The following is a 20458-nucleotide window of genomic DNA, read 5'->3' as shown; positions in this document are numbered from 1 at the left end:
CGAAGCGCTCTGTTCGTCGGCGAAACGCTTACAGCTTCTGCTGCTGCATGAAGCGGTCGAACGTGCCTTCGGTGTAGCGGAACCAGGCGTTCTGGTCGGCCAGGAATTTGGACCAGTCGCCGTAGATCTTCTTCCACTCGGGGTTGCTGTTGTTCAGGTCCGAGTAGATCTGCTGGGCCGACTTGAACGCGGCGTTCATCACGTCCTGCGAGAACGGACGCAGCTTGGTGCCCGAGCCCACGAGTTGCTTCAGCGCGATCGGGTTCTTGGCGTCGTACTTGGCCGTCATCGTGATGTTGGCGTGCGCGGCAGCCGCTTCGACGATGGCCTTGTAGTCGGCCGACAGGCCTTCCCACGCCTTGGTGTTGATGTAGAAGTCCAGCTCGGGGCCGCCTTCCCACCAGCCGGGGTAGTAGTAGAACGGCGCGATCTTGTTGAAGCCCAGCTTCTGGTCGTCGTACGGGCCGACCCATTCGAGGCCGTCCAGCGTGCCCTTTTCGAGCGCCGGATACAGGTCGGCACCGGGGATCGATTGGGGGATCACGCCGAAGGGTTCGAGCACCTTGCCGGCGAACGGGTTGGTGCGGAACTTCAGGCCCTTCAGGTCGGCGACCGACTTGATCTCCTTGCGGAACCAGCCGCCCATCTGCGCGCCCGTGTTGCCGCCCGGCAGGTTGATGATGTTGTACTTGGCATAGAACGCGCGCATCAGCTTCAGGCCGTTGCCTTCGTACATCCATGCGTTCTGCTGGCGGGTGTTCATGCCGAAGGGCACTGCGCAGCCCAGGCAGAAGGTCGGGTCCTTGCCGTAGAAGTAGTACGGGGCCGTGTGGGCCATTTCGACCGATGCGTTCTGCACGCCGTCGACCACGCCGAAGGCGGGCATCAGCTCGCCGCCTGCATGCACCGAGATCTGGAACTTGCCGCCGGTCATGTCGCTGACGCTCTTGGCGAACACCTCGGCGGTGCCGAAGATGGTGTCCAGCGACTTGGGAAAGCTCGACGCCAGGCGCCAGCGAACGGTGGCCTGCGCGTGGACCGCGGGCGCAATGCCGGCGGCCAGAACGCCGGCGATGCCGGCGTTTTTGATGAGGGAACGACGATCCATTGATTCACTCCGGGTTCTTTTGAAAAAACGAAACGCGGCTTGTGACCGCGTTGCGGACTTTTGTATAAGTCTTCTTGATTGTAAAAACCGCCTTACAGGCGTCCGGCGGGGGTTTACCCTGCGACCGCGCCGAAGCGTTGCGTGATCGAAGCCGCAATGCCCGGCGCATCGAGCCCGATCGATGCGAGCAGCTTGGCCGGATCGCCGTGCTCGACGAAGCGGTCGGGCAGGCCCAATTGCAGCACCGGCTTCTGCACGTTGGCCACCTGCAATGCCTCGAGCACTGCGCTGCCCGCGCCGCCCATGGTGGCGCCCTCTTCGAGCGTGACGATGGCATCGTGCGTGCCTGCCACCTTCAGCAGCAGCTCGACGTCGAGCGGCTTGGCCCAGCGCATGTTGACCACCGTGGCATCGAGCGATTCGGCCGCGGTGAGCGCCGGATACAGCAGCGAGCCGAACGCAAGGATCGCGATGCGCTTGCCTTCGCGGCGCACTTCGCCCTTGCCGAACGGCAGCGCGTCGAGCGTGAGGTGCGGCGCGACGCCGGCACCCGCGCCGCGCGGATAGCGCACGGCCACCGGGTGGTTCTGCTCGTAGGCGCTCGTGAGCAACTGGCGCAACTCGCGTTCGTCCGCGGGGCAGGCGATGCTCATGTTGGGAATGCAGCGCAGGAACGGGATGTCGTAGGCGCCCGCATGCGTGGCGCCATCGGCGCCGACGAGGCCCGCACGGTCGAGCGCGAACACTACCGGCAGGTTCTGGATCGCGACATCGTGGATCAGCTGGTCGTACGCGCGCTGCAGGAAGGTCGAGTAGATCGCGACCACCGGCTTGAGCCCTTCGCAGGCAAGACCGGCCGCGAAGGTGACTGCATGCTGCTCGGCGATGCCGACGTCGTAGTAGCGGTCCGGAAAGCGCTGCTCGAACTCCACGAGCCCCGAGCCTTCGCGCATTGCGGGCGTGATGCCCACGAGCCGGCCGTCGTGCGCGGCCGTGTCGCACAGCCACTGGCCGAACACCTGGGTGAAGGTCTGCTTGGCCACCGCGGCGGACTTGACGAGGCCCACCTGCGGATCGAACTTGCCGGGCCCGTGGTAGGCCACCGGATCGGCCTCGGCCAGCTTGTAGCCCTGCCCTTTTTTCGTGACCACATGCAGGAACTGCGGGCCGCTCAGGTGCTTCAGGTTCTCCAGCGTGGGCACCAGCGAATCGAGGTCGTGGCCGTCGATCGGGCCGACGTAGTTGAAGCCGAACTGCTCGAACAGCGTGGCCGGCACCACCATGCCCTTGGCATGCTGCTCGAAGCGCTTGGCCAGCTCGAACAGCGGCGGCGCGGCGCGCAGCACGCTCTTGCCGACGTTCTTGGCGGCGGCGTAGAAATTGCCGCTCATCAGCTGCGCGAGGTAGCGGTTGAGCGCGCCCACCGGCGGGCTGATCGACATGTCGTTGTCGTTCAGGATCACCAAGAGCTTGCAGTCGCACACGCCCGCGTTGTTGAGCGCCTCGAAGGCCATGCCGGCCGTGAGCGCACCGTCGCCGATGATGGCCACGGTGTAGCGGTCCTCGCCCTTCTGCTTGGCCGCCATCGCCATGCCGAGCGCGGCCGAGATGCTGGTGGACGAGTGCGCGGTGCCGAAGGTGTCGTACTCGCTCTCGCTCCTCTGCGGAAAGCCCGAGATGCCGCCGATCTGCCGCAGCGTGGGCATGCGCTCGCGCCGGCCGGTGAGGATCTTGTGCGGATAGGTCTGGTGGCCCACGTCCCACACCAGCCGGTCGTGCGGCGTGTTGAACACGTGGTGCAGCGCGACCGTGAGCTCGACCGTGCCGAGGTTGGAACTCAGGTGACCACCGGTGCGCGAGACGTTGTCGAGCACGCAGGCGCGCACCTCGTCGGACAGCTGCCGCAGCTGTGCGCGGTCGTACTGGCGGATCGGCGAGGGGTCGTGGAGAGTGGGAAGCAGCGGAGCCATGGGGGGTGTTGTTCTTTTCTCAGCGGTCGCGGTCGACCACCATGTGGGCCAGCGCGCGTAAAGCAGCCGTGTCGGTCAGGCCGCTGCGCGCCAGGGCGGCGAGCGCATCAGCCAGCAGTTGGCGGGCCTGCGTGCGCGCGCCATCGAGGCCGAGCAGCGACACGTAGGTGGGCTTGTCGGCGGCAGCGTCCTTGCCGGCGGTCTTGCCCAGGGTTTGGGAATCGGCGGTGACGTCGAGGATGTCGTCCACCACCTGGAAGGCGAGGCCGATGGCCGCGCCGTAATCGCGCAGCGCCGCGAGCGCGGCAGGGTTCGCGTTGCCGCACGCAGCGCCCATCTCGACGCTGCCCTGCAGCAGCGCGCCGGTCTTCAAGCGGTGCATTTCGCGCAGTTGCGTTTCGTCGAGTGCGATGCCGACGCTGGCGAGATCGATCGCCTGGCCGCCCGCCATGCCCTGGCTGCCGGCGGCGCGCGCGAGCAGGCGGCACAGCGTGGCCTGCGTGGCCGTGGGAATCTCGTCGCCCTCGGGCGTCAGCAGTTCGAAGGCCAGCGCCTGCAGCGCATCGCCTGCGAGGAGCGCATCGGCTTCGCCGAACTTCACATGCACCGTGGGCTTGCCGCGGCGGAGCACGTCGTTGTCCATGCAGGGCAGGTCGTCGTGCACCAGCGAATAGGCATGGATCAGTTCGGTGGCGCAGGCCGCGCGCAGTGCGGCGGCTTCGTTGCCGCCGACCGCCTCGCTCGCCGCGAGCACCAGGAGCGGCCGCAGCCGCTTGCCGCCGTCGAGCACCGCATAGCGCATCGCATCGCCCAGCAGCACCGGCGAATCGACGCCGACCCAGCGCGACAGCGCCGCCTCGACGCGGGCCAGGTGCGGCTCGCTCCAGCCAGCGAGCCGGGCGGCGTTCCAATCGGTCATGGTGGCCGCGCTCATTCGGCCGTCCAGACCTTGAGGCTGCCCGCGTCGAGCACCTTGATCTGGTCTTCGACCGCCTGCAGCTTGTCGCGGCAGAAAGCAAGCAATGCGGCGCCGCGCTGGTAGCTGCCCAGCAGCTGGTCGAGCGGCAACTGGCCCGATTCAAGTTCTGCAACCAGTTGTTCCAGTTCCTGAAGCCCCGCTTCGTAACTGACGGGCAACGGCCCCGTATCGGGCGTGGCCGCCGGGCTGGAAGAGGAAGGGGAAGGCACCTTGGGCATGCAACGGAACGTGGGTGAAACGGGGCATTTTAGGACGGGGACCGAATCGAACGGCGGCCGCCGCCGGGCCACCCCAAGGCGGGCCGCGCCTCCCCCTCGGGGGGTGGCGAATTACACGAAGCAAAGCGCAGTGAAAAGCCGGGGGGCTGAAAGACGCCCCCGGGTACAATGCGAACCCTTCTTGTTGGCAAAAACCAGCACACCTCTCGGGCCGTTGACTCTTTCAGCCGGCGCCTTCCGTTACTTCCTTTTCTCTCCCTGTGGGGAGCTTGGTCAGGTCCTCCATGTCTGATTTAAGTCTTCAACTGCAGCAGGCCGCGAGCCAACTTCCAGTTTCCGCGTATTTCGACGAGGCCCTGTACGCCCGCGAAATGCAAAACCTTTTCTCGCGAGGGCCCCGCTATGTCGGCCATCGCCTCGCCGTGCCCGAAATGGGCAACTTCCACACCCTGCCGCAGGAGCACCAGGGCCGCGCGCTGGTCCACACGCCCAAGGGCGTGGAGCTGATCTCCAACGTGTGCCGCCATCGCCAGGCGCTGATCCTGCAGGGCCGCGGCCAGCTGGACAACCAGGCCGGCGGCAACATCGTCTGCCCGCTGCACCGCTGGACCTATGCCGCGAGCGATGCGCGCACCACCGGCACGCTGATCGGCGCCCCGCATTTCGATCAGGACCCGTGCCTCAACCTGCACAACTACCCGCTCACCGAGTGGAACGGCCTTCTGTTCGAGAAGAATTCCGACGGCACCGGCCGCGATGTGGCCGCCGACATGGCAGGCCTCGGCCCCCGCGCCGACCTCGACTTCAGCGGCTACACGCTCGACCGCGTCGAGCTGCACGAGTGCAACTACAACTGGAAGACCTTCATCGAGGTCTATCTCGAGGACTACCACGTCGGCCCGTTCCACCCGGGCCTGGGCAGTTTCGTCACCTGCGACGACCTGCGCTGGGAGTTCAACCAGAACTACTCCGTGCAGACCGTGGGTGTCGCCAATCGCCTCGGCCGCGCGGGCAGCCCGGTCTACCAGAAATGGCAGGAGCAGTTGCTCAAGTACCGCGACGGCAAGCCGCCGAAGTACGGCGCGATCTGGCTTACCTACTACCCGCACGTGATGGTCGAGTGGTATCCACACGTGCTCACCGTGTCGACGCTGCACCCGGTGAGCCCGACCAAGACGCTCAACATGGTCGAGTTCTTCTACCCCGAGGAAATCGTCGCCTTCGAGCGCGAGTTCGTCGAGGCCCAGCAGGCCGCCTACATGGAAACCTGCGTGGAAGACGACGAGATCGCCGAGCGCATGGACGCCGGCCGCCGCGCGCTGATGCTGCGCGGCGACAACGAGACCGGCCCGTACCAGAGCCCGATGGAAGACGGCATGCAGCAGTTCCACGAGTGGTACAAGGCCGCGATGCAGCAACCCGCGTGACATCGGCCTCGCCCCGCGCCCTGCGGGGCCTTCTTTTCCTCCATACGAAGTAGAGACGATGCAAGCGCTCTGGATGGTGCTCGGCGCCTTTTTGTTCGCGACGATGAGCGTCGTGGTGAAGATCGCATCGCAGTGGTTCAACAGCGGCGAGATGGTGCTCGGGCGCGGCCTGATCGGCATCGTTTTTCTCTGGCTGCTGTCACGCAAGCTCGGCGTCTCGCTCGCCACCAAATACCCCGGCATGCACGCCTGGCGCAGCACCATCGGCGTGATCTCGCTGGGCGCATGGTTCTATGCCATCGCCCACATGCCCCTGGCCACCGCCGTCACGCTCAACTACATGAGCAGCGTGTGGGTCGCGGCCTTCCTCATCGGCGGCGCGCTGCTTGCGTGGGTGCCGGTGCCCGGACGCGATGGCCGCGTGGCCAAGCCGCCGCTGCAGGGCGCGCTCGCGATGACGGTGCTGGCGGGCTTCATCGGCGTGGTGCTCATGCTCAAGCCCACGGTCAGCGGCAACGAAGGCTTCGCGGGCATGCTCGGCCTGCTGTCGGGCCTGACGGCCGCCTTCGCGTACATGCAGGTGGTTGCGCTCTCCCGCATTGGCGAGCCCGAGCTGCGCACGGTGTTCTATTTCGCGGTCGGCTCAGCCGTGGCCGGCGCATTCGCCACGGCGGCCACCGGGTTTTCGGGCAGCAGTTCGTGGACGTGGCAGCATGCGCTGTGGCTGCTGCCCATCGGCCTGCTCGCCGCCCTCGGGCAACTCTGCATGACGCGCGCCTACGCCACCGCCAAGACAGAAGCCGGAACCCTCGTGGTGGCCAACCTGCAGTACTCGGGCATCATCTTCGCGGCGTTCTACAGCGTGGTGGTGTTCGATGACCGCATCGATGCCACCGGATGGGCCGGCATGGCGCTCATCGTGGTGAGCGGCATCGCGGCCACCGTGCTGCGCCAGCGGGCGGTGCCCAAGGCGCCGGCCGAAGAACACTGAAGACAACCCCTCCGAAGGAGACCACGACCATGTACACCACCCTCGTCAGCGTCGAACAACTCCAGCAACTGCAGGCCGGCGACACACCCTTCATGGTGTTCGACTGCAGCTTCGAACTCATGAAGCCCGAGGCCGGCCCGCAGCTCTATGCCGCGGCCCACATTCCGGGCGCGCAGTACGCCAATCTCGACACGGATCTCAGCGCCAAGCATGGCGTGCCCGGCGCCCATGGCGACGTGGTGGTCGCGCAGGAAGACGGCGTGCCCGCCTCGGGGGGGCGCCATCCGCTGCCCAGCCGTGAGAAGTTCGCGGCGTGGCTTTCCAGCGTCGGCTTCTCCAACGACATGCAGGCGGTGGTGTACGACCGCAACGGCGCCAACTACTGCGGGCGCTTGTGGTGGATGCTCAAGTGGATGGGCCACGACGCGGTGGCCGTGCTCGACGGCGGCCTGCAGGCCTGGCAAACCGCGGGCGGCGAAGTGACCGACCGCGAGGAGCCCGCGCGCTTCCAGTCGAATTTCGTACAAAGCGAGCCGATTGCGAAGCTTGTGACTACCGACACCGTGTTGCGTCGGCTCGGCCAAGCTGACCAGCAGCTGATCGACGCACGGGCCGGTGCACGATATCGCGGCGAGGTGGAACCTCTGGACCCGATTGCCGGTCACATCCCCGGGGCCCTGAACCGGCCCTTCGCCGACAACCTCGGCCCCGACGGCAAGTTCAAGCCGGCATCGCAATTGCGTGCCGAGTTCGAAGCGCTGCTCGCGGGACGCGATGCGGCGACAGTCGTCCACCAATGCGGCAGCGGCGTGAGCGCCGTGCCCAACCTGCTTGCGATGCAGATCGCCGGGCTCGGGACGACCGCGCTCTATGCCGGCAGCTGGAGCGAATGGAGCAACACGCCGGGGCTGCCGACCCGGCAAGGCGCAGAACCATGAAACACATCCGACTCCGACGCATCTCCGGTCTCGCACTCCCCTCTGTATTTGCTGCCGCACTGTTCGCAGCAACCCCGTTCCTCTCCGCGCAAGCCCAGCAGCAGCACGCCCATGTGCACGGCCAGATGAAGCTGGACGTGGCCATCGACGGCCCCACGGTGGTCATCGACATGGAATCCCCGCTCGACAACATCGTCGGCTTCGAACGCGCCCCGAAGACCGATGCCGAGAAGGCCACCGTCGAAGCCGCCGTCGCCCAGTTGCGCGCGGCCGACAAGCTCTTTGCCATCGACCCTGCGGCCAACTGCAAGCTCGGCCCGGTCGACCTGCGCTCTGGCGCGCTCGGCCTCGGCAAACCCGATCCGAACGAACCTCCGGGACATGCCGACCTGGACGCCACCTTCTCCTTCAACTGCACCAATGCGGCCGCCGCGAAGTTCATCGACCTGAACCTGTTCAGCGCCTTCAAGGGGCTGCGCCAGATCGATTCGCAGATCGCTTCGTCGCAGGGCCAGTTCAAGCGCCAGCTCAAGCGCCCCGCGGGCGCGCAAGCGGCCCAGCCCGCGCGTCTGAGCTGGGGCAAGTAACACTGTGAGCACCGCTTCGCAGGCCGACTCGACGCCCCTGCGCGTCGTGCTCGCGGCCGAGTCGCTGCGCTTCGCATGGCCCGGCGTGAAGGCGCCTTGCATCGACATCGAGGCCTTCCGCATCACCGCCGGCGAATCGGTGTTCCTGCATGGCCCGAGCGGCTGCGGCAAGAGCACGCTGCTGTCGCTCTTGGCCGGCGTGCTGGTGGCCGACGAGGGCCGCGTCACGTTGCTGGGGCACGACTGGTCGCAGCTCTCGGGTGCGGCGCGCGACCGCAGCCGCGTGGCGCACGTGGGCTACATCTTCCAGCAGTTCAACCTGCTGCCCTACCTGAGCGTGCTCGACAACGTGCTCCTGCCCTGCCGCTTCTCCGGCCGGCGCGAGGCGCAGGCTGCGCGCAACGGCAGCTCGCGCGAAGAAGCCGAGCACCTGCTCGACCAGATGGGCCTGGACCGCAACCTCTGGAAGCGCCAGGCACTGCAGCTCTCCGTGGGCCAGCAGCAGCGCGTGGCCGCGGCGCGCGCGCTCATCGGCCAGCCCGAGGTGGTGATTGCCGACGAGCCCACCTCCGCGCTCGACGAAGACCGGCGCGAAGCCTTTCTCGACGTGCTGCTGACGGCCTGCGCGGTCAACCACAGCGCGCTCGTGTTCGTGAGCCATGACCAGCGCATCGCGCAGCGCTTTGCGCGGCATGTGCTGCTGCCCGAGATCAACCGGGCGGCATCGACAGCGATGGCGGTGGACGCATGAGCCGCCGGGCCGCTCCCAAGGCGAATACCGCAGCGCGCAGCGCGGAGGTCTACTGATGCGGGCGCTCTTCTCCATTGCGTGGCACAGCGCCTGGAACCGCCGCTTCACGCTCGCGCTCACCGTGTTCTCGATCGCGCTCTCGACCTTCCTCTTGCTCGGTGTCGAACGCATCCGCACCGAGCTGCGCGAAAACTTCGCCTCGTCCGTCTCGGGCACCGACCTCATCGTCGGCGCGCGCACCGGCTCCACGCAGTTGTTGCTGTACTCGGTGTTCCGCATCGGTGCGGCCACCAACAACATCTCGTGGAAGAGCGTGCAGGCGCTGGCCGCGCACCAGGGCGTCGACTGGGTCGTGCCGCTGTCGCTGGGCGATTCGCACCGCGGCTTCGCGGTGCTGGCCACCTCGCCCGAGTACTTCACGCGCTTTCGCTATGGCGACAAGCAACTGCTGAAGCTGCGCGAAGGCAAGCCCTTCAGCGAACTCTTCGATGCGGTGGTCGGCGCGGAAGTGGCCGACAAGCTCGGCTACCACGTGGGCCAGAAGATCACGCTCGCGCATGGCAGCGGCGAACTCAACGTGGCCGAGCATGCCGACAAGCCCTTCACCGTGGTCGGCGTGCTCGCGCGCACCGGCACGCCGGTGGATCGCACGGTGCACATCGGCCTCGAAGCCATGGAAGCCATCCACCTCGAATGGGTGGGCGGCGCGCCGATGCCGGGCGTGAAGATTCCCGCCGAGCAAGTGCGCAAGTTCGACCTCACGCCCAAGAACGTGACGGCCGCGCTCGTGGGCCTGAAGAACCGCGCCGCGGTGTTCGGCGTGCAGCGCTGGATTTCCACCTACAACGGCGAGCCGCTGATGGCCATCCTCCCCGGTGTGGCGCTCGACGAGTTGTGGAGCGTGATCGGCATCGGCGAGAACGCGCTCTTGCTGATGTCGGCGCTGGTCGCGCTCGTTAGCCTCGCGGGCTTGGTCTCCGTGGTGATGGCAGGCCTGAACGAACGACGGCGCGAACTGGCCGTGCTGCGCGCCGTGGGCGCGGGCCTGCGCCATGTGCTGGCACTGCTCGCGCTCGAAGGCGCGATGGTCACCGTGCTGGGCGTGGCCCTGGGCGTGGTGATGGCGGTGCTCGGCATCGCCCTGCTCTCGCCGTGGCTGCAGTCGCAGTTCGGGCTGACATTGAGCCTCTCGGAACCTACACTCAACGAATGGCTGCTGATGGCGAGCCTGCTGGTCGCAGGTTGGCTGGCAAGCTTGCTCCCTGGCATTCGCGCCTACAGGCTCTCACTGGCCGATGGCCTCTCACCGAGGATTTGAACCATGCGCATCGCAAAGAAGACTCCCACGATCACGGCTTTCAGTCGCCTTTCAATGCTGCTGGCCGGCGCCGGCCTCGCAGCGGCAACGTGGGCCGCCGACCCTGCCCCCAAGGACACCACCGCATCGAACCCGCTCGGCGGCAAGACCGCTGCACCGGTCGTCGCCAAGGGCACGCCGGGCCAGCCGCGCCAGATCACCTGGGAAGAGCTGGTGCCCAAGGACTGGGACCCGGCCAAGGAATTCAAGGGCATGGACCTGAGCGCGCTGGACGACGGCGACCCGCGCGCCAACCAGCTGCTCATGAAGATGCAGGAGGTGTCGAACAACGCACCGACCAACCCGGCGATGAACGGCGCCGAGATCAAGATCCCCGGCTTCATCGTGCCGCTCGAAGAAGCCAAGGGCGAGGTCACCGAGTTCCTGCTGGTGCCCTACTTCGGCGCCTGCATCCACACGCCGCCGCCGCCGGCCAATCAGATCCTGCACGTCATTCCGCAGAAGGGCGCCAAGTTCCGCGCGATGGACACCGTGTGGGTCACCGGCAAGCTGCAGACCCAGCGCAACGATTCGATGATGGGCGTGAGCGGCTACCACGTGAGCGCGAGCAGCGTCACCAAGTACTCGGGCGGCGCCAAGTAATCTTTTTCTGTAGGTCCTAGGACCTCATTCGCGCCGCCGGCACAGGCCGGATGGCTTAGCCGCCGGCCGTGCCTACAACGCACGGCGGCGCCGCATCCCGCGTTCGATGGATGCGCGGCGCACCGCCGACGCCTAGATTGGCCTCCGTCGTCCCAGATGGAGAAGGCGCCATGCGGGTCCTGCCGGTCTTTCCTGTTCTCCTGCTTTTCCCCCTGCTTGCAACGAGCATGGGCGATGCGCTCGCGCAGCCCACCACGCGCATGGTGCGCAGCGACCGCGCCGCTACCGCCATTCCGCTGGAACGCAGCCCCGACCGCGCACCACCCGCGGCGCAATGGTCGGCACCTCAACGCCACGTGCCCGCCACCGCGGCGCTGCGCCCGCCGCGCGACACCGGCATCGTCCGCCAGGTCGAGATCGTGCCGCGTCAGCAGACGGTGAAGCAGTACCTCGAGCGCCGCGGCGTGGTGGCCGACCGGCCCACGGTCGAGGCCTTTCGTGCGATGAACCCGCAGGTCACCACCACCAACCGCATTCCCGCGCAGACGCGCGTGTCGGCCTTCGTGCCCGAGGCGGCCACCAGCCGGCCCGCGACCACGTTGCAGCCCCGCGCGCGCGTCGACATGGCGCAGGCCGCGCGTTACACGGCGGCCGTCGAGGTCGATCGCACCAGCCTCATCCAGGCCAAGGCGCTGCAACTGCCGCCGAGCGCCTACCGCCGCCCGGTCGACATCGACCAGCACCGCAACCTGCTCGCGAGCGTCGACAGCACCGCGCGGCTGGTCGCGCAGCGTGCGCCCGCATTGCCTTCGCGCGAACTCGCGCTCTCGCGCTACTACCTGCGCAATGCCAACGGCGTGGCGCAGCAGATCAATGCGCAGGCCGCCACGCGCCTCATCGGCGAGCCCGAGCTGCAGAAGCTCGCAGACGCCTCCCGGCCAGTGCAGGCCATGCAAGCGCGCATGGTCAATGGCGAGAAGCCGCTGGAGTTCCGCCAGGTCACGGTCAAGGTGCGCGGCGAAGACGGCAAGGACCTGCGCGAGCCCCTGCGCGTGTACGTGCTGCCCGGGGGCCTGGTGGACCAGCCCGACGACCCCGAGCTGATCCTCGAGCTGCTCACGCTGCTGAGCTTCGAGCGCCCGACCTCGCCCTCGACCGGCGAGGTGCAGCGCGGCGAGATGCGGCTGTGGGTCGGGCCCGACTTCAAGTACAGGGAGATGGCCGATCTCGTCATGGCGCGCGGCCTGACGAACTTCATGCCGGTCCATGGGCACCTGCTCGACACGGTCAATCCCGACCTGCTGTTCATGGCGCCCGCGAGCATCACGGTGCCGCCCGCGCGCTGATCCATTGCCATGGCCACGGAAGCACGCCCCGCCGGATCGTTCGACAGCCTCGTGGCCATCGTCGCTTCGGCGGCCGCTGCGGTCGGCGCGACGCTCGCGCTGTTCCATTCTTTTCTGTCGGACCTCGTGCCGCCCATCGAAGGCGCGCAGTTGTCCATCGGCATGGTCTCGTTCGGCACCACGGTCGTGTTGCTGGCGCTGAGCCTGTTGATCCGCAAGAGGCTGTCGTCCGCAAAACAGCGCTGGCTCGCAGTGCTCTCGCTGGTCTTGCTCGCCGCGGCGTTCTGGGCCTTCTTCACCTACCGCGACGTGGTGCGCACCTATGTGTTCGCCTACCCCGCCGAACGGCCCGCGAGCGAGCAGACGCGCTACATCCGCGGCGAGCTGCACGAGATGGGCGAGAAGCGCAGCAAGGGCATGAGCATCGCCGAGGCGGTGAAGATGTTCGGCGGCCCGCAGCTCGTCGTCAGTCGCGAACTGCTGTGGGAAGAAAGCGCGCAGCAGGCAATGACCGGTCGGCTCGAGCGCTGGTACATGTTTCTCTCGATGCTGCTGACGACCGCGCTCTACGTCGTCGCCATCACCGTGTGGCGCGCGCTCCCGGGCAAGCCGCGTGCGGCACCCGCCAGGCGGCCCTCGCCCGGCGCACCACCGCCATCACCGTCTACGCCATCACCACCCACGGAGGAACAGCCATGAAGGAACTGATCGACCAGATGCTCGAGATCGCACGCACCGAGGTCGGCACGCGCGAAGCGGCCATCAACAACACGGGTGCGCGCATCGTCGAATACCAGGGCACCACCTGGCTCGCACCCGGCGCGTGGCCATGGTGCGCAGCCTTCACCGCGTGGGTCATGCGCGAATGGCTGGAGAACGAGGCCGTGCGCGAGGCGCTGCATCTCGATTCGTTCTCGCTCGCCGACAAATGGCGCTGCCGCGATGCCAGCGCCTTCGGCTGGGAAAAATGGGCGCGCCAGCGCAAGCTTCAGGTGCTCGACGAAACGCAGAAGGCCCGCGCCGGCGACTTCGTGGTGTTCGACTTCTCGCACATCGGCATCGTCACCGATGACCAGTCACTCGCCAGCCACAAACTCGCCACCATCGAGGGCAACACCAACGGCAAGGGCGAGCGCGACAGCGTGACGGGCGACGGCGTGTGGATCAAGGAGCGGGTGCCGAGCCTCGCGAAGAGTTACATCCGCATCTTTAGCTGACGGATTGGTCAGCCCGTTGTGGGCCATGCCCGACACGGGCAGCAGCGCGCGGACGACACAGACGGTTGCATCACCGGCGCAGAGTCGGTCATCGCAGACCGTCAGGGACCGTTGAGAGAGTCAGGCGTGACGTCGGCGCCTTGATGGAACTCCAGATGAACATCCAACGTCCCTCCCTTCCGCCACTCCCGCGGCTTCTTGCGATTTCGCTGTGCATCGGCGCACTCGCCATCGCAGGCTGCGACAAGGCCGCGCCACCCAGCGCCGCCGTGGACCCCGCCATCTCGATACCTGCACCCTCGGTGCCGCAGACGCCCGCCGCCGCGCCCGCAGCGCCGGTACCGATCGCCTACACACCGCCCTCGGCCGAGCGGCTCTACCAGCTGGTCGCCCCCATCGCGCTCTACCCCGACAAGCTGGTCGCGCAGATCCTCGCGGGCGCCACCTACCCCGAGCAGATCACCGCCGCGCACGACTGGCTAGCGCAGAACCAGTCGCTCAAGGCCGGCCCGCTCGCCGATGCGGCCAACCAGCAGCCCTGGGACCCGAGCGTGAAATCGCTCACCGCCTTTCGCCCCGTGCTCGACCAGCTCGCCGGCAACATCGCGTGGACCGAATCGCTCGGCAAGGCCTACTACAACGACCCGGCCGACGTGATGAACGCGATCCAGGTCATGCGGCAGCGCGCATCGAGTGCGGGGCGGCTGAAGAACAACAGCAAGCTGCGGGTCGCGAGCGCCGCCGCGCCGCGCGACTACGTGCCGGCGCCGGACATGCAACCCGTCTACGGCGGCCCCGCCGTGATCGAGCCGCCGCAGCAGCTGATCACCATCGAGCCCGTGCAGCCCGACGTGGTGTACGTGCCGAGCTACGACCCGCAGGTGATCTACGGTGAACCCCTGCCCGTCTACCCCGGCTATGCCTACGCGCCGCCGCCCGTCGAGGTCGTGCCCGGCTACAGCCGCGGCCAGGTCGCCGCAGCCGGCGCCCTGGCGTTCGGCACGGGCGTGATCGTGGGCGCCGCGCTGGAGCGCCACGGCTGGGGCTGGAACTCGTGGAACATGAACTGGGGCGCACCGCGCGATCGCAGGTATGACCGCGACCGCGTGGCGCAGCCGGCCTTTGCACGGCCCGCGGTGGTCTACAACAACAGCACCTACATCTCGCGCTCGACCACGGTGGTCAACAACAACGTGCGCAACATTTACAACAACAACGACCGCAACGGCGGTCCGCGCGGCATGCCGCCGGGCGCGCCGCCACCCAACTTTGCGCAGCAGCAACAACAGGCGCAGTTCGCGCAGATGCAGCAACAGCAACAACAGCAGGCGCGCCAGCAGCAGGCCGCGGCGCAACAGCAGCAGTTGCAGCAACAGCAAGCCCAGCAACGCGCGCAGCAGCAGGCTCAGCAACAACAGGCGCAGCAGTTGCAGGCCCAGCAAGCCCAACAGCAACAGCAGGCTCGGCAGGCCCAGATCCAGCAACGGCAGCAGCAGGACCAGGTACGGCGCCAGCAAGCGCAGCAGGCACAGCAACAGGCCCAGCAGCAGGCGCGTGCCGCCAACCAGCAGCTACCGCAGCAACAACAGGCCAGGCTCCAGCAGCAACAACAGCAGGAGCAGTTGCGGCGCCAGCAGATGGATCAGCAACAGCAGGCACGCGCCGCGAGCCAACAGGCCCAGCAACAGCAGCAGCGCGCGCTGCAGGACCGGCAGCGCCAGCAGCAGCAATCGCAACAGGCGCAACAAGCCCAGCAGGATCAGTCACGGCGCCAGCAGGTGCAGCAGCGGCAACAAGCGCAACAACAAGCCCAGGCCCGAGCGGCCCAGCAGCAACAGGCTCAACAACAGCAGATACAGCAGCAGCAGGCGCAGCAACAACAGCGCCAGCAGCAGGCCCAGAACGAGGCCCGGCAACAGCAGGACCAGATGCGCCGCCAGCAACAGCAACAGCAACAAGTGCAGCAACAGGCCCAGGCCGCTCGCGCACAACAGCAACAGGCGATGCAACAACAGCAGCAACAACGCCAGCAGCAGATGCAGCAACAGCAGCAAGCCCACCAGGCGCAACAGGCCCAGGTGCGCCAGCAGCAGCAACAGCAACAACAGGCTCAGCAGCACGCAGCAGCGGCAGCCGCCGCGGCCCGCCGTCCGCCGGCGCGCCCCGGCGAACCACCGCGACAGCAGCCCTGAGGCCGGCCGCCTCGGCGCCGGTTACTGCTTGCCGATCTCGGTCAGCAGGCGCGTGACGAGGTAGATGCGCGGCACGATCGAATCGACCTCGATGTACTCGTCGCGTGCGTGGTAGCCGAAGCCCGCGAGGCCGAAGCTCTCCACCACCGTCGCCTTGCCCGAGCGGCCCGCATAGCCGGCATCGGTGCCACCGCCGGTCATCGGCGTCAGCGCGAGGTCGCGGTCGATTTCCTTGTAGATCGCCTGCGCCTTCTCGGCCAGTGCACGGCCCTTCGCGCCCGCCACGAACGCCGGGCGACCGACCTCGATCTTCACCGTCGTCTCGGTATCGGGAATTAGCTTGCCGCTCGCGATCTTCGCCTGCACCACTTCGTTGAGTTTTTTCTCCGCGCCCGGCTGCGTGATGCGGATATCGCCCAGCGCCTCCGCTTTCTCGGTGATCTGGTTGATCGGACCGGTGGCGCGCGCCACGGTCCAGTTGAGCGTCACGCCCGGGATGTCTTTCGCGAGGTCCTTGGTCTGCAGCATCTGGTACGACAGCTCGTACAGCGCATTGCGGCCCAGCTCGGGCGCTGCGCCCGCGTGCGCCGCGCGACCTTTCACCTCCATCGTCGCCCGTGCGATGCCGGCCGCGCCGAGCAGCAGCGACTCGCCCTTGGCCACCGACTTGGCCGCCGTCGGTTCGAACGACAGCACCGTGTCGTGCAGGTCGGCCGTGGTGGCGATGAGTTCGCCCGAGCCCACCGAGCCCACTTCTTCGTCGGGGTTCACGAGCACGGTGAGCGTGTCGTAGTCGCGCCAGCCTGCATCGACCAGGATCTTCAGCGAGGCCAGCATCACCGCGATACCGCCCTTGTCGTCGGCGATGCCGGGGCCGTAGATGCGGTTGCCGTCCACCTTGTAGGGCTGGCTGCCGAGGATGCCGGCGGCATACACCGTGTCCATGTGGCCCTGCAGCATGATCTTGCGCTTGCCCGTGCCCTTGAGCGTGCCGATCACGATATCGGCGCCCGCGCCGGCCTCTGTCTTGCGTCGTTCAGTCTTGAAGCCCGCGGCCTTCAGGCGCCCCTCGATCACATCGGCCATCTTGAGCAGGCCGTCGACGTTCAGGCTGCCCGATTCGATCTGCACCATCTCCTTGAGGTTGTCGATGACGGCGGGCTGCGCCTTCTCGGCGGCGGCGAGCAGCTTGGCATCAGGCGCGGCCTGAGCAGCAGCGACGCCGAGTGCGAGGCCGCAGGCCAGTGCGATGGAACGCAAGGCGAAGAAAGAGGAGGAGCGCATGGTCATGAAGGTTCTCTTTGCTGGAGTGATTGGCGGACGCCAGCATAGCGAGCCGATGCGCAACACGGCGCAAATCGGCGACAGCTCGAAGACCGGTGCGAGGCACTGCCGCCGCAGCGATTGCCGGCCCCTCTCAGCGAGGACTCCCGAACTGCCGCCGGTATTGCTCTTGAAGCAGCAAGGCATCCCGCACCCTCGGCTCGGCCATGTCGCGCCTCGTGCGCTCCTTCTCGGCCGCATCGCGCCGCATGGCCTCCACCAGCCGGCTCTGCGATTCGCGACGCTCGGTTTCGCGGCGCTCCCTGCTCTCCAGCGTCTGGCGCAGGTTCGCCTCCGACTCCTTCTGGTTCCTGTTGACTCTCTCCGAGAGTTCCGCGGACGACTCCGGCTCACTGGGGCCCCTGCTGCCAGACGCGCAACCCACGATGGCTGCGGACACAATTACGAGGAATATTGCGCCAGCCGATGTTCGCTGGATGGACGATAAAGGTGCGGTCATGGGGCCGCATTGTCGAAAGCGAGTTGGTGCTGCAACAGTGCTGAAAGTCATGGCTGTGTAAAGCGGCAAGGCCAGTGAAGGAGCCGACGGCCGTCGGAATCGTTCATGCCCCCGCCAGGCACCCTGCATGTGCATGTCGTGCGGCAGAATCCGGCCAGGAACGAGCGCTCTGCGACAAAGCCCTCTTCACGCTGGCACACCAAGGCGGCATGCGTTCTGACGCTGACACACAGGAGGAATGACGATGCCCAAGCACTCGATTTTCACGATGGCCTTCGCGAAGGTCTATCCGATGTACGTTCAAAAGGCGGAACGCAAGGGCCGCACGAAAGAGGAAGTCGACCAGATCATCTGCTGGCTGACGGGCTACGACAAAGCCGGATTGCATCGGCAGATCGAACAGCAAAACGATTTCCAGACTTTCTTTGCCGAAGCGCCGGCCATTCACCCGAACAGCTCACTCATCAAGGGCGTGGTCTGCGGTGTTCGCGTGGAAGACATCGACGATCCGCTCATGCAAAAGATCCGTCACCTGGACAAGCTGATCGATGAGCTCGCCAAAGGAAAGGCAATGGAAAAAATTCTGCGCCCATAGCTCTGCAGTTCGCTTCAAATACTTACCGGCGATGGCCGCCATCAATCAACAAGGACTTACCCAATGAGTTGCCTCGGTGTTCATTTCGCCCTCACCCAAGACGATGCGATGGCCCTGGAGGCCATCGAGAACGACGACGATCGTCTCGAACATCTGACAGAGGAAATAGAGGAGCGCTATTTCAAAGAGGCCGAGGCCTGCATTGCCGAGTCCGACAAGTCGTGGGATGCCATGCATCGGGCCCTCTCGGACGGAACGCTCTCCTCGTCCGGCGGAGCCTACCCACTCAACCACGTTGTCCTGGGCGGCACCAGTCTCTACGCGGGCGACGACTACATCATGAGCCTGAAGACGCCGGCTCAGGTCCGGGATATCGCGGCAGCCTTGGCGCCCATCGGCGAAGCTGAATTCAGGCGGCTCTACAACAACATCGACGCCGAGGATTACGACGGTGATGTTTCCGACGACGACTTCGAGTACACGTGGGGCTGGTTCGTCGGGGTGAGAGAGCTGTATGCCAAGGCGTCTGCCGAAGGTCGCTTTGTGCTTTTCACCGCCGATCAATAGAACCGAAGCCGTCGAAGGAGGCTTGAATGGACGACGTTATTCGCGGCATCGAGGCCATGTGGAAAGTCGAGAGCCTGCGGCCCTGGCTCCTGGGTGGCATCGCGATGGCATTGGCGATCGGCGGCCTGGTGGCCGCCATGCATTCGTGGGCACGCCGCAGGGGTGTGGACGATGCAGTCGGGCAACGGGTACATCCCGCCGTGCGTTTTGCGATATCGCTGCTGCTTGGATTGGGATGCGCCGCCGTGCTCGCACGCAACGATGTGCAGTGGCCGATCCCCGTGGTGGGAATCGCGCTCTCCATCTTCTTCATGGCGTTTTTCGGAGTTCAGGTGTTGCGCGGCACCCGGGAGTAGGAGCGATAGCGGGCTCGATGAATCGGGGCCCGACGCGTCGACCTACCATGATGAACGCGCACGTCGCGACGCAAACCAATACAGCAGCTTCATCAAGGCAGCCGGCACGCTTGCCGCCCGCTTGCGGAATGGCCCACAAGGGAACCGATTGGCGCACGCACGGGAGTCCCTGCGAAGGCCGATGAATGAACCAAAACTGTGTGCATGCGCACATCTTTTGTTCATCGCCAATCGCAGACTTCCCGCTCGGGTCAGCCATCCCGCTTCGGCCCGAGTTTTTGAAAGCCAAAGATGAAAGCATTCCATATCGCGGCCGCCGCCGCGCTCGCCCTCCTCTTCACCGCACACGCCTCCGCCGAGGAATACGACGGTGTGCTGACGCTGCACAGCGATCGCACCCGCGCCGAAGCCGCGGATCAAGCCGTTGCTGCAGCGCGTGCAGGCAACGCTTACGGGGATGCCGCCTCGTCCACAGTCGCGCAGGCCATCGCCGCACCGAAGGATCGTGCCGTGGTGCGTGCGGAGGCCGTCGCCGCCGCGCATGCGCCCGGACAGAACCTGCGTCGCGAAACCTTCCCCGGCAGCGTGATCCCGGCACAGGCGTTGGCGCGTGGCTTCGAGCGGCCTGCAACGGCCAGCCTCGGGCAACGCAATACACGGACGGAGTGAGCAACGCGGGGTTCGATCGAAGAACCCGTCGCACACCACGCGTCAACCGGGATTCATGGCCGCAAAAGTAGCGACATAGCGCCCGTCCCGCTCGGCCCAGCGCCGGCCCCTGTCGCGCTCGACCAGCACTTCGCCTCGCGGGTGATCCTGCGCCTCAAGCAACTGCATCACCTCCGCCACGTACGCGGCCACCGGCATGGCGCGCGGGTCAGAGGCCTGGCTGTCGCCCGTGAGTTCGGTCTGCACGTAGGGCGGTGCCAGCTCCAGCACCTCGACGGGCACATGGCGCAACTGATGGCGCAGCGATTGAAGCCAGGAGTGCAGGAAGGCCTTGCTCGCGCAATAGCTCGGAAAATCGGCGCGGGGCACGAACGCAAGGTTGGAACTGGTCGCCATGAAGGCCGCGCCCGGCTGCCCTTTCAGCAACGGCAGGAACGTCGCCGCAACGCGCAGCACGCCCAGGATGTTCGTCTCCACGATGGCCTCGGCGTCGGAGACATCCCAGCCATCGGCTGCCATGTTCTCCGCACGCGAGATGCCGGCGTTGGCGATGAGCACATTGAGGTCGGGAAAGCGCGCGCCAACGTCGGCGGCAAGGCGAGGCAGCGAGGCCGCATCGTCGAGATCGAGCGGCAGCCCGACCAGGCCAGGCCGGCTCGCCATGATTTCGTCGAGCAGGGCCTGCCGTCGCCCCGTGACGATGACGCGATTGCCGCGGTCGTAAAAGGCTTCGGCAAGCGCACGGCCGATGCCGCTGGTTCCGCCGGTGATGAGGATGGTGTTGTCGGTTGTTTTCATGATTGA

The 20458-nt window shown here is 66.6% G+C and carries 21 protein-coding genes; 15 read left to right on the top strand and 6 right to left on the bottom strand.

Annotated elements, in window-relative coordinates; genetic code table 11:
• Nucleotides 1-28: 28 nt before the first annotated feature.
• The 4 genes from NU688_RS00755 to xseB form a co-directional block, all read right to left on the bottom strand.
• Complete coding sequence (locus NU688_RS00755; protein WP_042582434.1) at nucleotides 29-1108, bottom strand: TRAP transporter substrate-binding protein; 1080 nt, start codon at nucleotides 1106-1108, stop codon at nucleotides 29-31.
• Nucleotides 1109-1221: 113 nt separating this feature from the next.
• On the bottom strand, nucleotides 1222-3078 hold the full coding sequence (gene dxs, locus NU688_RS00750) for a 1-deoxy-D-xylulose-5-phosphate synthase (protein ID WP_257858635.1): 1857 nt from the start codon (nucleotides 3076-3078) through the stop codon (nucleotides 1222-1224).
• 19 nt (nucleotides 3079-3097) lie between these two features.
• Nucleotides 3098-4012: a polyprenyl synthetase family protein gene (locus tag NU688_RS00745; RefSeq protein ID WP_257858634.1), complete on the bottom strand. Its 915-nt coding sequence runs from the start codon at nucleotides 4010-4012 to the stop codon at nucleotides 3098-3100.
• Nucleotides 4009-4275, bottom strand: a complete 267-nt coding sequence (gene xseB / locus NU688_RS00740) for an exodeoxyribonuclease VII small subunit (protein ID WP_013540173.1) — start codon at nucleotides 4273-4275, stop codon at nucleotides 4009-4011. The genes NU688_RS00745 and xseB overlap by 4 nt, the downstream gene beginning before the upstream one ends.
• 284 nt (nucleotides 4276-4559) lie before the next feature.
• Here xseB and NU688_RS00735 point away from each other — a divergent pair, with 284 nt between their 5' ends.
• The 11 genes from NU688_RS00735 to NU688_RS00685 all read left to right on the top strand — a co-directional run bounded on the left by NU688_RS00735 (nucleotide 4560) and on the right by NU688_RS00685 (nucleotide 15684).
• Entirely contained in the window at nucleotides 4560-5702 is a 1143-nt protein-coding gene (locus NU688_RS00735; RefSeq protein WP_257858633.1) for an aromatic ring-hydroxylating dioxygenase subunit alpha, read from the top strand.
• A gap of 58 nt (nucleotides 5703-5760) precedes the next feature.
• Nucleotides 5761-6693, top strand: a complete 933-nt coding sequence (locus NU688_RS00730) for a DMT family transporter (RefSeq protein WP_257858632.1) — start codon at nucleotides 5761-5763, stop codon at nucleotides 6691-6693.
• A gap of 29 nt (nucleotides 6694-6722) precedes the next feature.
• Nucleotides 6723-7631 (top strand): sulfurtransferase, encoded by a 909-nt coding sequence (locus NU688_RS00725; protein WP_257858631.1) that lies wholly within the window; start codon nucleotides 6723-6725, stop codon nucleotides 7629-7631.
• On the top strand, nucleotides 7628-8218 hold the full coding sequence (locus NU688_RS00720; RefSeq protein WP_257858630.1) for a DUF2796 domain-containing protein: 591 nt from the start codon (nucleotides 7628-7630) through the stop codon (nucleotides 8216-8218). Before NU688_RS00725 ends, NU688_RS00720 begins: the two co-directional genes overlap by 4 nt.
• A gap of 4 nt (nucleotides 8219-8222) precedes the next feature.
• Complete coding sequence (locus NU688_RS00715; protein ID WP_257858629.1) at nucleotides 8223-8969, top strand: ABC transporter ATP-binding protein; 747 nt, start codon at nucleotides 8223-8225, stop codon at nucleotides 8967-8969.
• A 55-nt stretch (nucleotides 8970-9024) separates the two neighbouring features.
• On the top strand, nucleotides 9025-10287 hold the full coding sequence (locus NU688_RS00710; RefSeq protein ID WP_257858628.1) for an FtsX-like permease family protein: 1263 nt from the start codon (nucleotides 9025-9027) through the stop codon (nucleotides 10285-10287).
• A gap of 3 nt (nucleotides 10288-10290) precedes the next feature.
• A complete protein-coding gene (locus NU688_RS00705) occupies nucleotides 10291-10929 on the top strand; it encodes a DUF3299 domain-containing protein (RefSeq protein ID WP_257858627.1) in 639 nt (212 codons plus the stop codon).
• A gap of 170 nt (nucleotides 10930-11099) precedes the next feature.
• Complete coding sequence (locus tag NU688_RS00700; protein WP_257858626.1) at nucleotides 11100-12275, top strand: hypothetical protein; 1176 nt, start codon at nucleotides 11100-11102, stop codon at nucleotides 12273-12275.
• 9 nt (nucleotides 12276-12284) lie between these two features.
• Nucleotides 12285-12974, top strand: coding sequence for a hypothetical protein (locus NU688_RS00695; RefSeq protein WP_257858625.1), 690 nt, complete (start codon nucleotides 12285-12287; stop codon nucleotides 12972-12974).
• Entirely contained in the window at nucleotides 12971-13492 is a 522-nt protein-coding gene (locus NU688_RS00690; RefSeq protein WP_257858623.1) for a CHAP domain-containing protein, read from the top strand. Before NU688_RS00695 ends, NU688_RS00690 begins: the two co-directional genes overlap by 4 nt.
• A gap of 155 nt (nucleotides 13493-13647) precedes the next feature.
• The gene (locus NU688_RS00685; RefSeq protein ID WP_257858621.1) at nucleotides 13648-15684 is read left to right on the top strand and encodes a DUF3300 domain-containing protein; all 2037 of its coding nucleotides are present in this window, start codon (nucleotides 13648-13650) and stop codon (nucleotides 15682-15684) included.
• A gap of 21 nt (nucleotides 15685-15705) precedes the next feature.
• Here NU688_RS00685 and NU688_RS00680 read toward each other — a convergent pair whose 3' ends face one another.
• Nucleotides 15706-16974 (bottom strand): glutamate carboxypeptidase, encoded by a 1269-nt coding sequence (locus tag NU688_RS00680; RefSeq protein ID WP_257858620.1) that lies wholly within the window; start codon nucleotides 16972-16974, stop codon nucleotides 15706-15708.
• Nucleotides 16975-17711: 737 nt separating this feature from the next.
• Here NU688_RS00680 and NU688_RS00675 point away from each other — a divergent pair.
• The 4 genes from NU688_RS00675 (at nucleotide 17712) to NU688_RS00660 (ending at nucleotide 19654) form a co-directional block, all read left to right on the top strand.
• Nucleotides 17712-18062, top strand: coding sequence for a DUF2200 domain-containing protein (locus NU688_RS00675; protein ID WP_257858619.1), 351 nt, complete (start codon nucleotides 17712-17714; stop codon nucleotides 18060-18062).
• Between the two features lie 63 nt (nucleotides 18063-18125).
• The gene (locus NU688_RS00670) at nucleotides 18126-18629 is read left to right on the top strand and encodes a YfbM family protein (protein WP_257858618.1); all 504 of its coding nucleotides are present in this window, start codon (nucleotides 18126-18128) and stop codon (nucleotides 18627-18629) included.
• Nucleotides 18630-18655: 26 nt separating this feature from the next.
• Nucleotides 18656-18985, top strand: coding sequence for a hypothetical protein (locus tag NU688_RS00665; protein ID WP_257858617.1), 330 nt, complete (start codon nucleotides 18656-18658; stop codon nucleotides 18983-18985).
• A 291-nt stretch (nucleotides 18986-19276) separates the two neighbouring features.
• Entirely contained in the window at nucleotides 19277-19654 is a 378-nt protein-coding gene (locus tag NU688_RS00660) for an alpha/beta hydrolase (RefSeq protein WP_257858616.1), read from the top strand.
• Between the two features lie 42 nt (nucleotides 19655-19696).
• On the opposite strand, the gene NU688_RS00655 is transcribed toward NU688_RS00660, so the two are convergent.
• Nucleotides 19697-20452, bottom strand: a complete 756-nt coding sequence (locus NU688_RS00655) for an SDR family oxidoreductase (RefSeq protein WP_257858615.1) — start codon at nucleotides 20450-20452, stop codon at nucleotides 19697-19699.
• Nucleotides 20453-20458: the final 6 nt, after the last annotated feature.

This window comes from Variovorax sp. ZS18.2.2, assembly GCF_024701975.1.
Classification (GTDB): Bacteria; Pseudomonadota; Gammaproteobacteria; order Burkholderiales; family Burkholderiaceae_C; genus Variovorax.
Note: the sequence above shows the minus strand (reverse complement) of the source record. Positions and strands in the feature narration are given on the sequence as shown.

Bases quoted from the DNA above. Each gene is read 5' to 3' on its own strand.
- NU688_RS00755 (WP_042582434.1), bottom strand. From the start codon at position 1,108: ATGGATCGTCGTTCCCTCATCAAAAACGCCGGCATCGCCGGCGTTCTG.
- dxs (WP_257858635.1), bottom strand. From the start codon at position 3,078: ATGGCTCCGCTGCTTCCCACTCTCCACGACCCCTCGCCGATCCGCCAG.
- NU688_RS00745 (WP_257858634.1), bottom strand. From the start codon at position 4,012: ATGAGCGCGGCCACCATGACCGATTGGAACGCCGCCCGGCTCGCTGGC.
- xseB (WP_013540173.1), bottom strand. From the start codon at position 4,275: ATGCCCAAGGTGCCTTCCCCTTCCTCTTCCAGCCCGGCGGCCACGCCC.
- NU688_RS00735 (WP_257858633.1), top strand. From the start codon at position 4,560: ATGTCTGATTTAAGTCTTCAACTGCAGCAGGCCGCGAGCCAACTTCCA.
- NU688_RS00730 (WP_257858632.1), top strand. From the start codon at position 5,761: ATGCAAGCGCTCTGGATGGTGCTCGGCGCCTTTTTGTTCGCGACGATG.
- NU688_RS00725 (WP_257858631.1), top strand. From the start codon at position 6,723: ATGTACACCACCCTCGTCAGCGTCGAACAACTCCAGCAACTGCAGGCC.
- NU688_RS00720 (WP_257858630.1), top strand. From the start codon at position 7,628: ATGAAACACATCCGACTCCGACGCATCTCCGGTCTCGCACTCCCCTCT.
- NU688_RS00710 (WP_257858628.1), top strand. From the start codon at position 9,025: ATGCGGGCGCTCTTCTCCATTGCGTGGCACAGCGCCTGGAACCGCCGC.
- NU688_RS00705 (WP_257858627.1), top strand. From the start codon at position 10,291: ATGCGCATCGCAAAGAAGACTCCCACGATCACGGCTTTCAGTCGCCTT.
- NU688_RS00700 (WP_257858626.1), top strand. From the start codon at position 11,100: ATGCGGGTCCTGCCGGTCTTTCCTGTTCTCCTGCTTTTCCCCCTGCTT.
- NU688_RS00695 (WP_257858625.1), top strand. From the start codon at position 12,285: ATGGCCACGGAAGCACGCCCCGCCGGATCGTTCGACAGCCTCGTGGCC.
- NU688_RS00690 (WP_257858623.1), top strand. From the start codon at position 12,971: ATGAAGGAACTGATCGACCAGATGCTCGAGATCGCACGCACCGAGGTC.
- NU688_RS00685 (WP_257858621.1), top strand. From the start codon at position 13,648: ATGAACATCCAACGTCCCTCCCTTCCGCCACTCCCGCGGCTTCTTGCG.
- NU688_RS00680 (WP_257858620.1), bottom strand. From the start codon at position 16,974: ATGACCATGCGCTCCTCCTCTTTCTTCGCCTTGCGTTCCATCGCACTG.
- NU688_RS00675 (WP_257858619.1), top strand. From the start codon at position 17,712: ATGCCCAAGCACTCGATTTTCACGATGGCCTTCGCGAAGGTCTATCCG.
- NU688_RS00670 (WP_257858618.1), top strand. From the start codon at position 18,126: ATGAGTTGCCTCGGTGTTCATTTCGCCCTCACCCAAGACGATGCGATG.
- NU688_RS00665 (WP_257858617.1), top strand. From the start codon at position 18,656: ATGGACGACGTTATTCGCGGCATCGAGGCCATGTGGAAAGTCGAGAGC.
- NU688_RS00660 (WP_257858616.1), top strand. From the start codon at position 19,277: ATGAAAGCATTCCATATCGCGGCCGCCGCCGCGCTCGCCCTCCTCTTC.
- NU688_RS00655 (WP_257858615.1), bottom strand. From the start codon at position 20,452: ATGAAAACAACCGACAACACCATCCTCATCACCGGCGGAACCAGCGGC.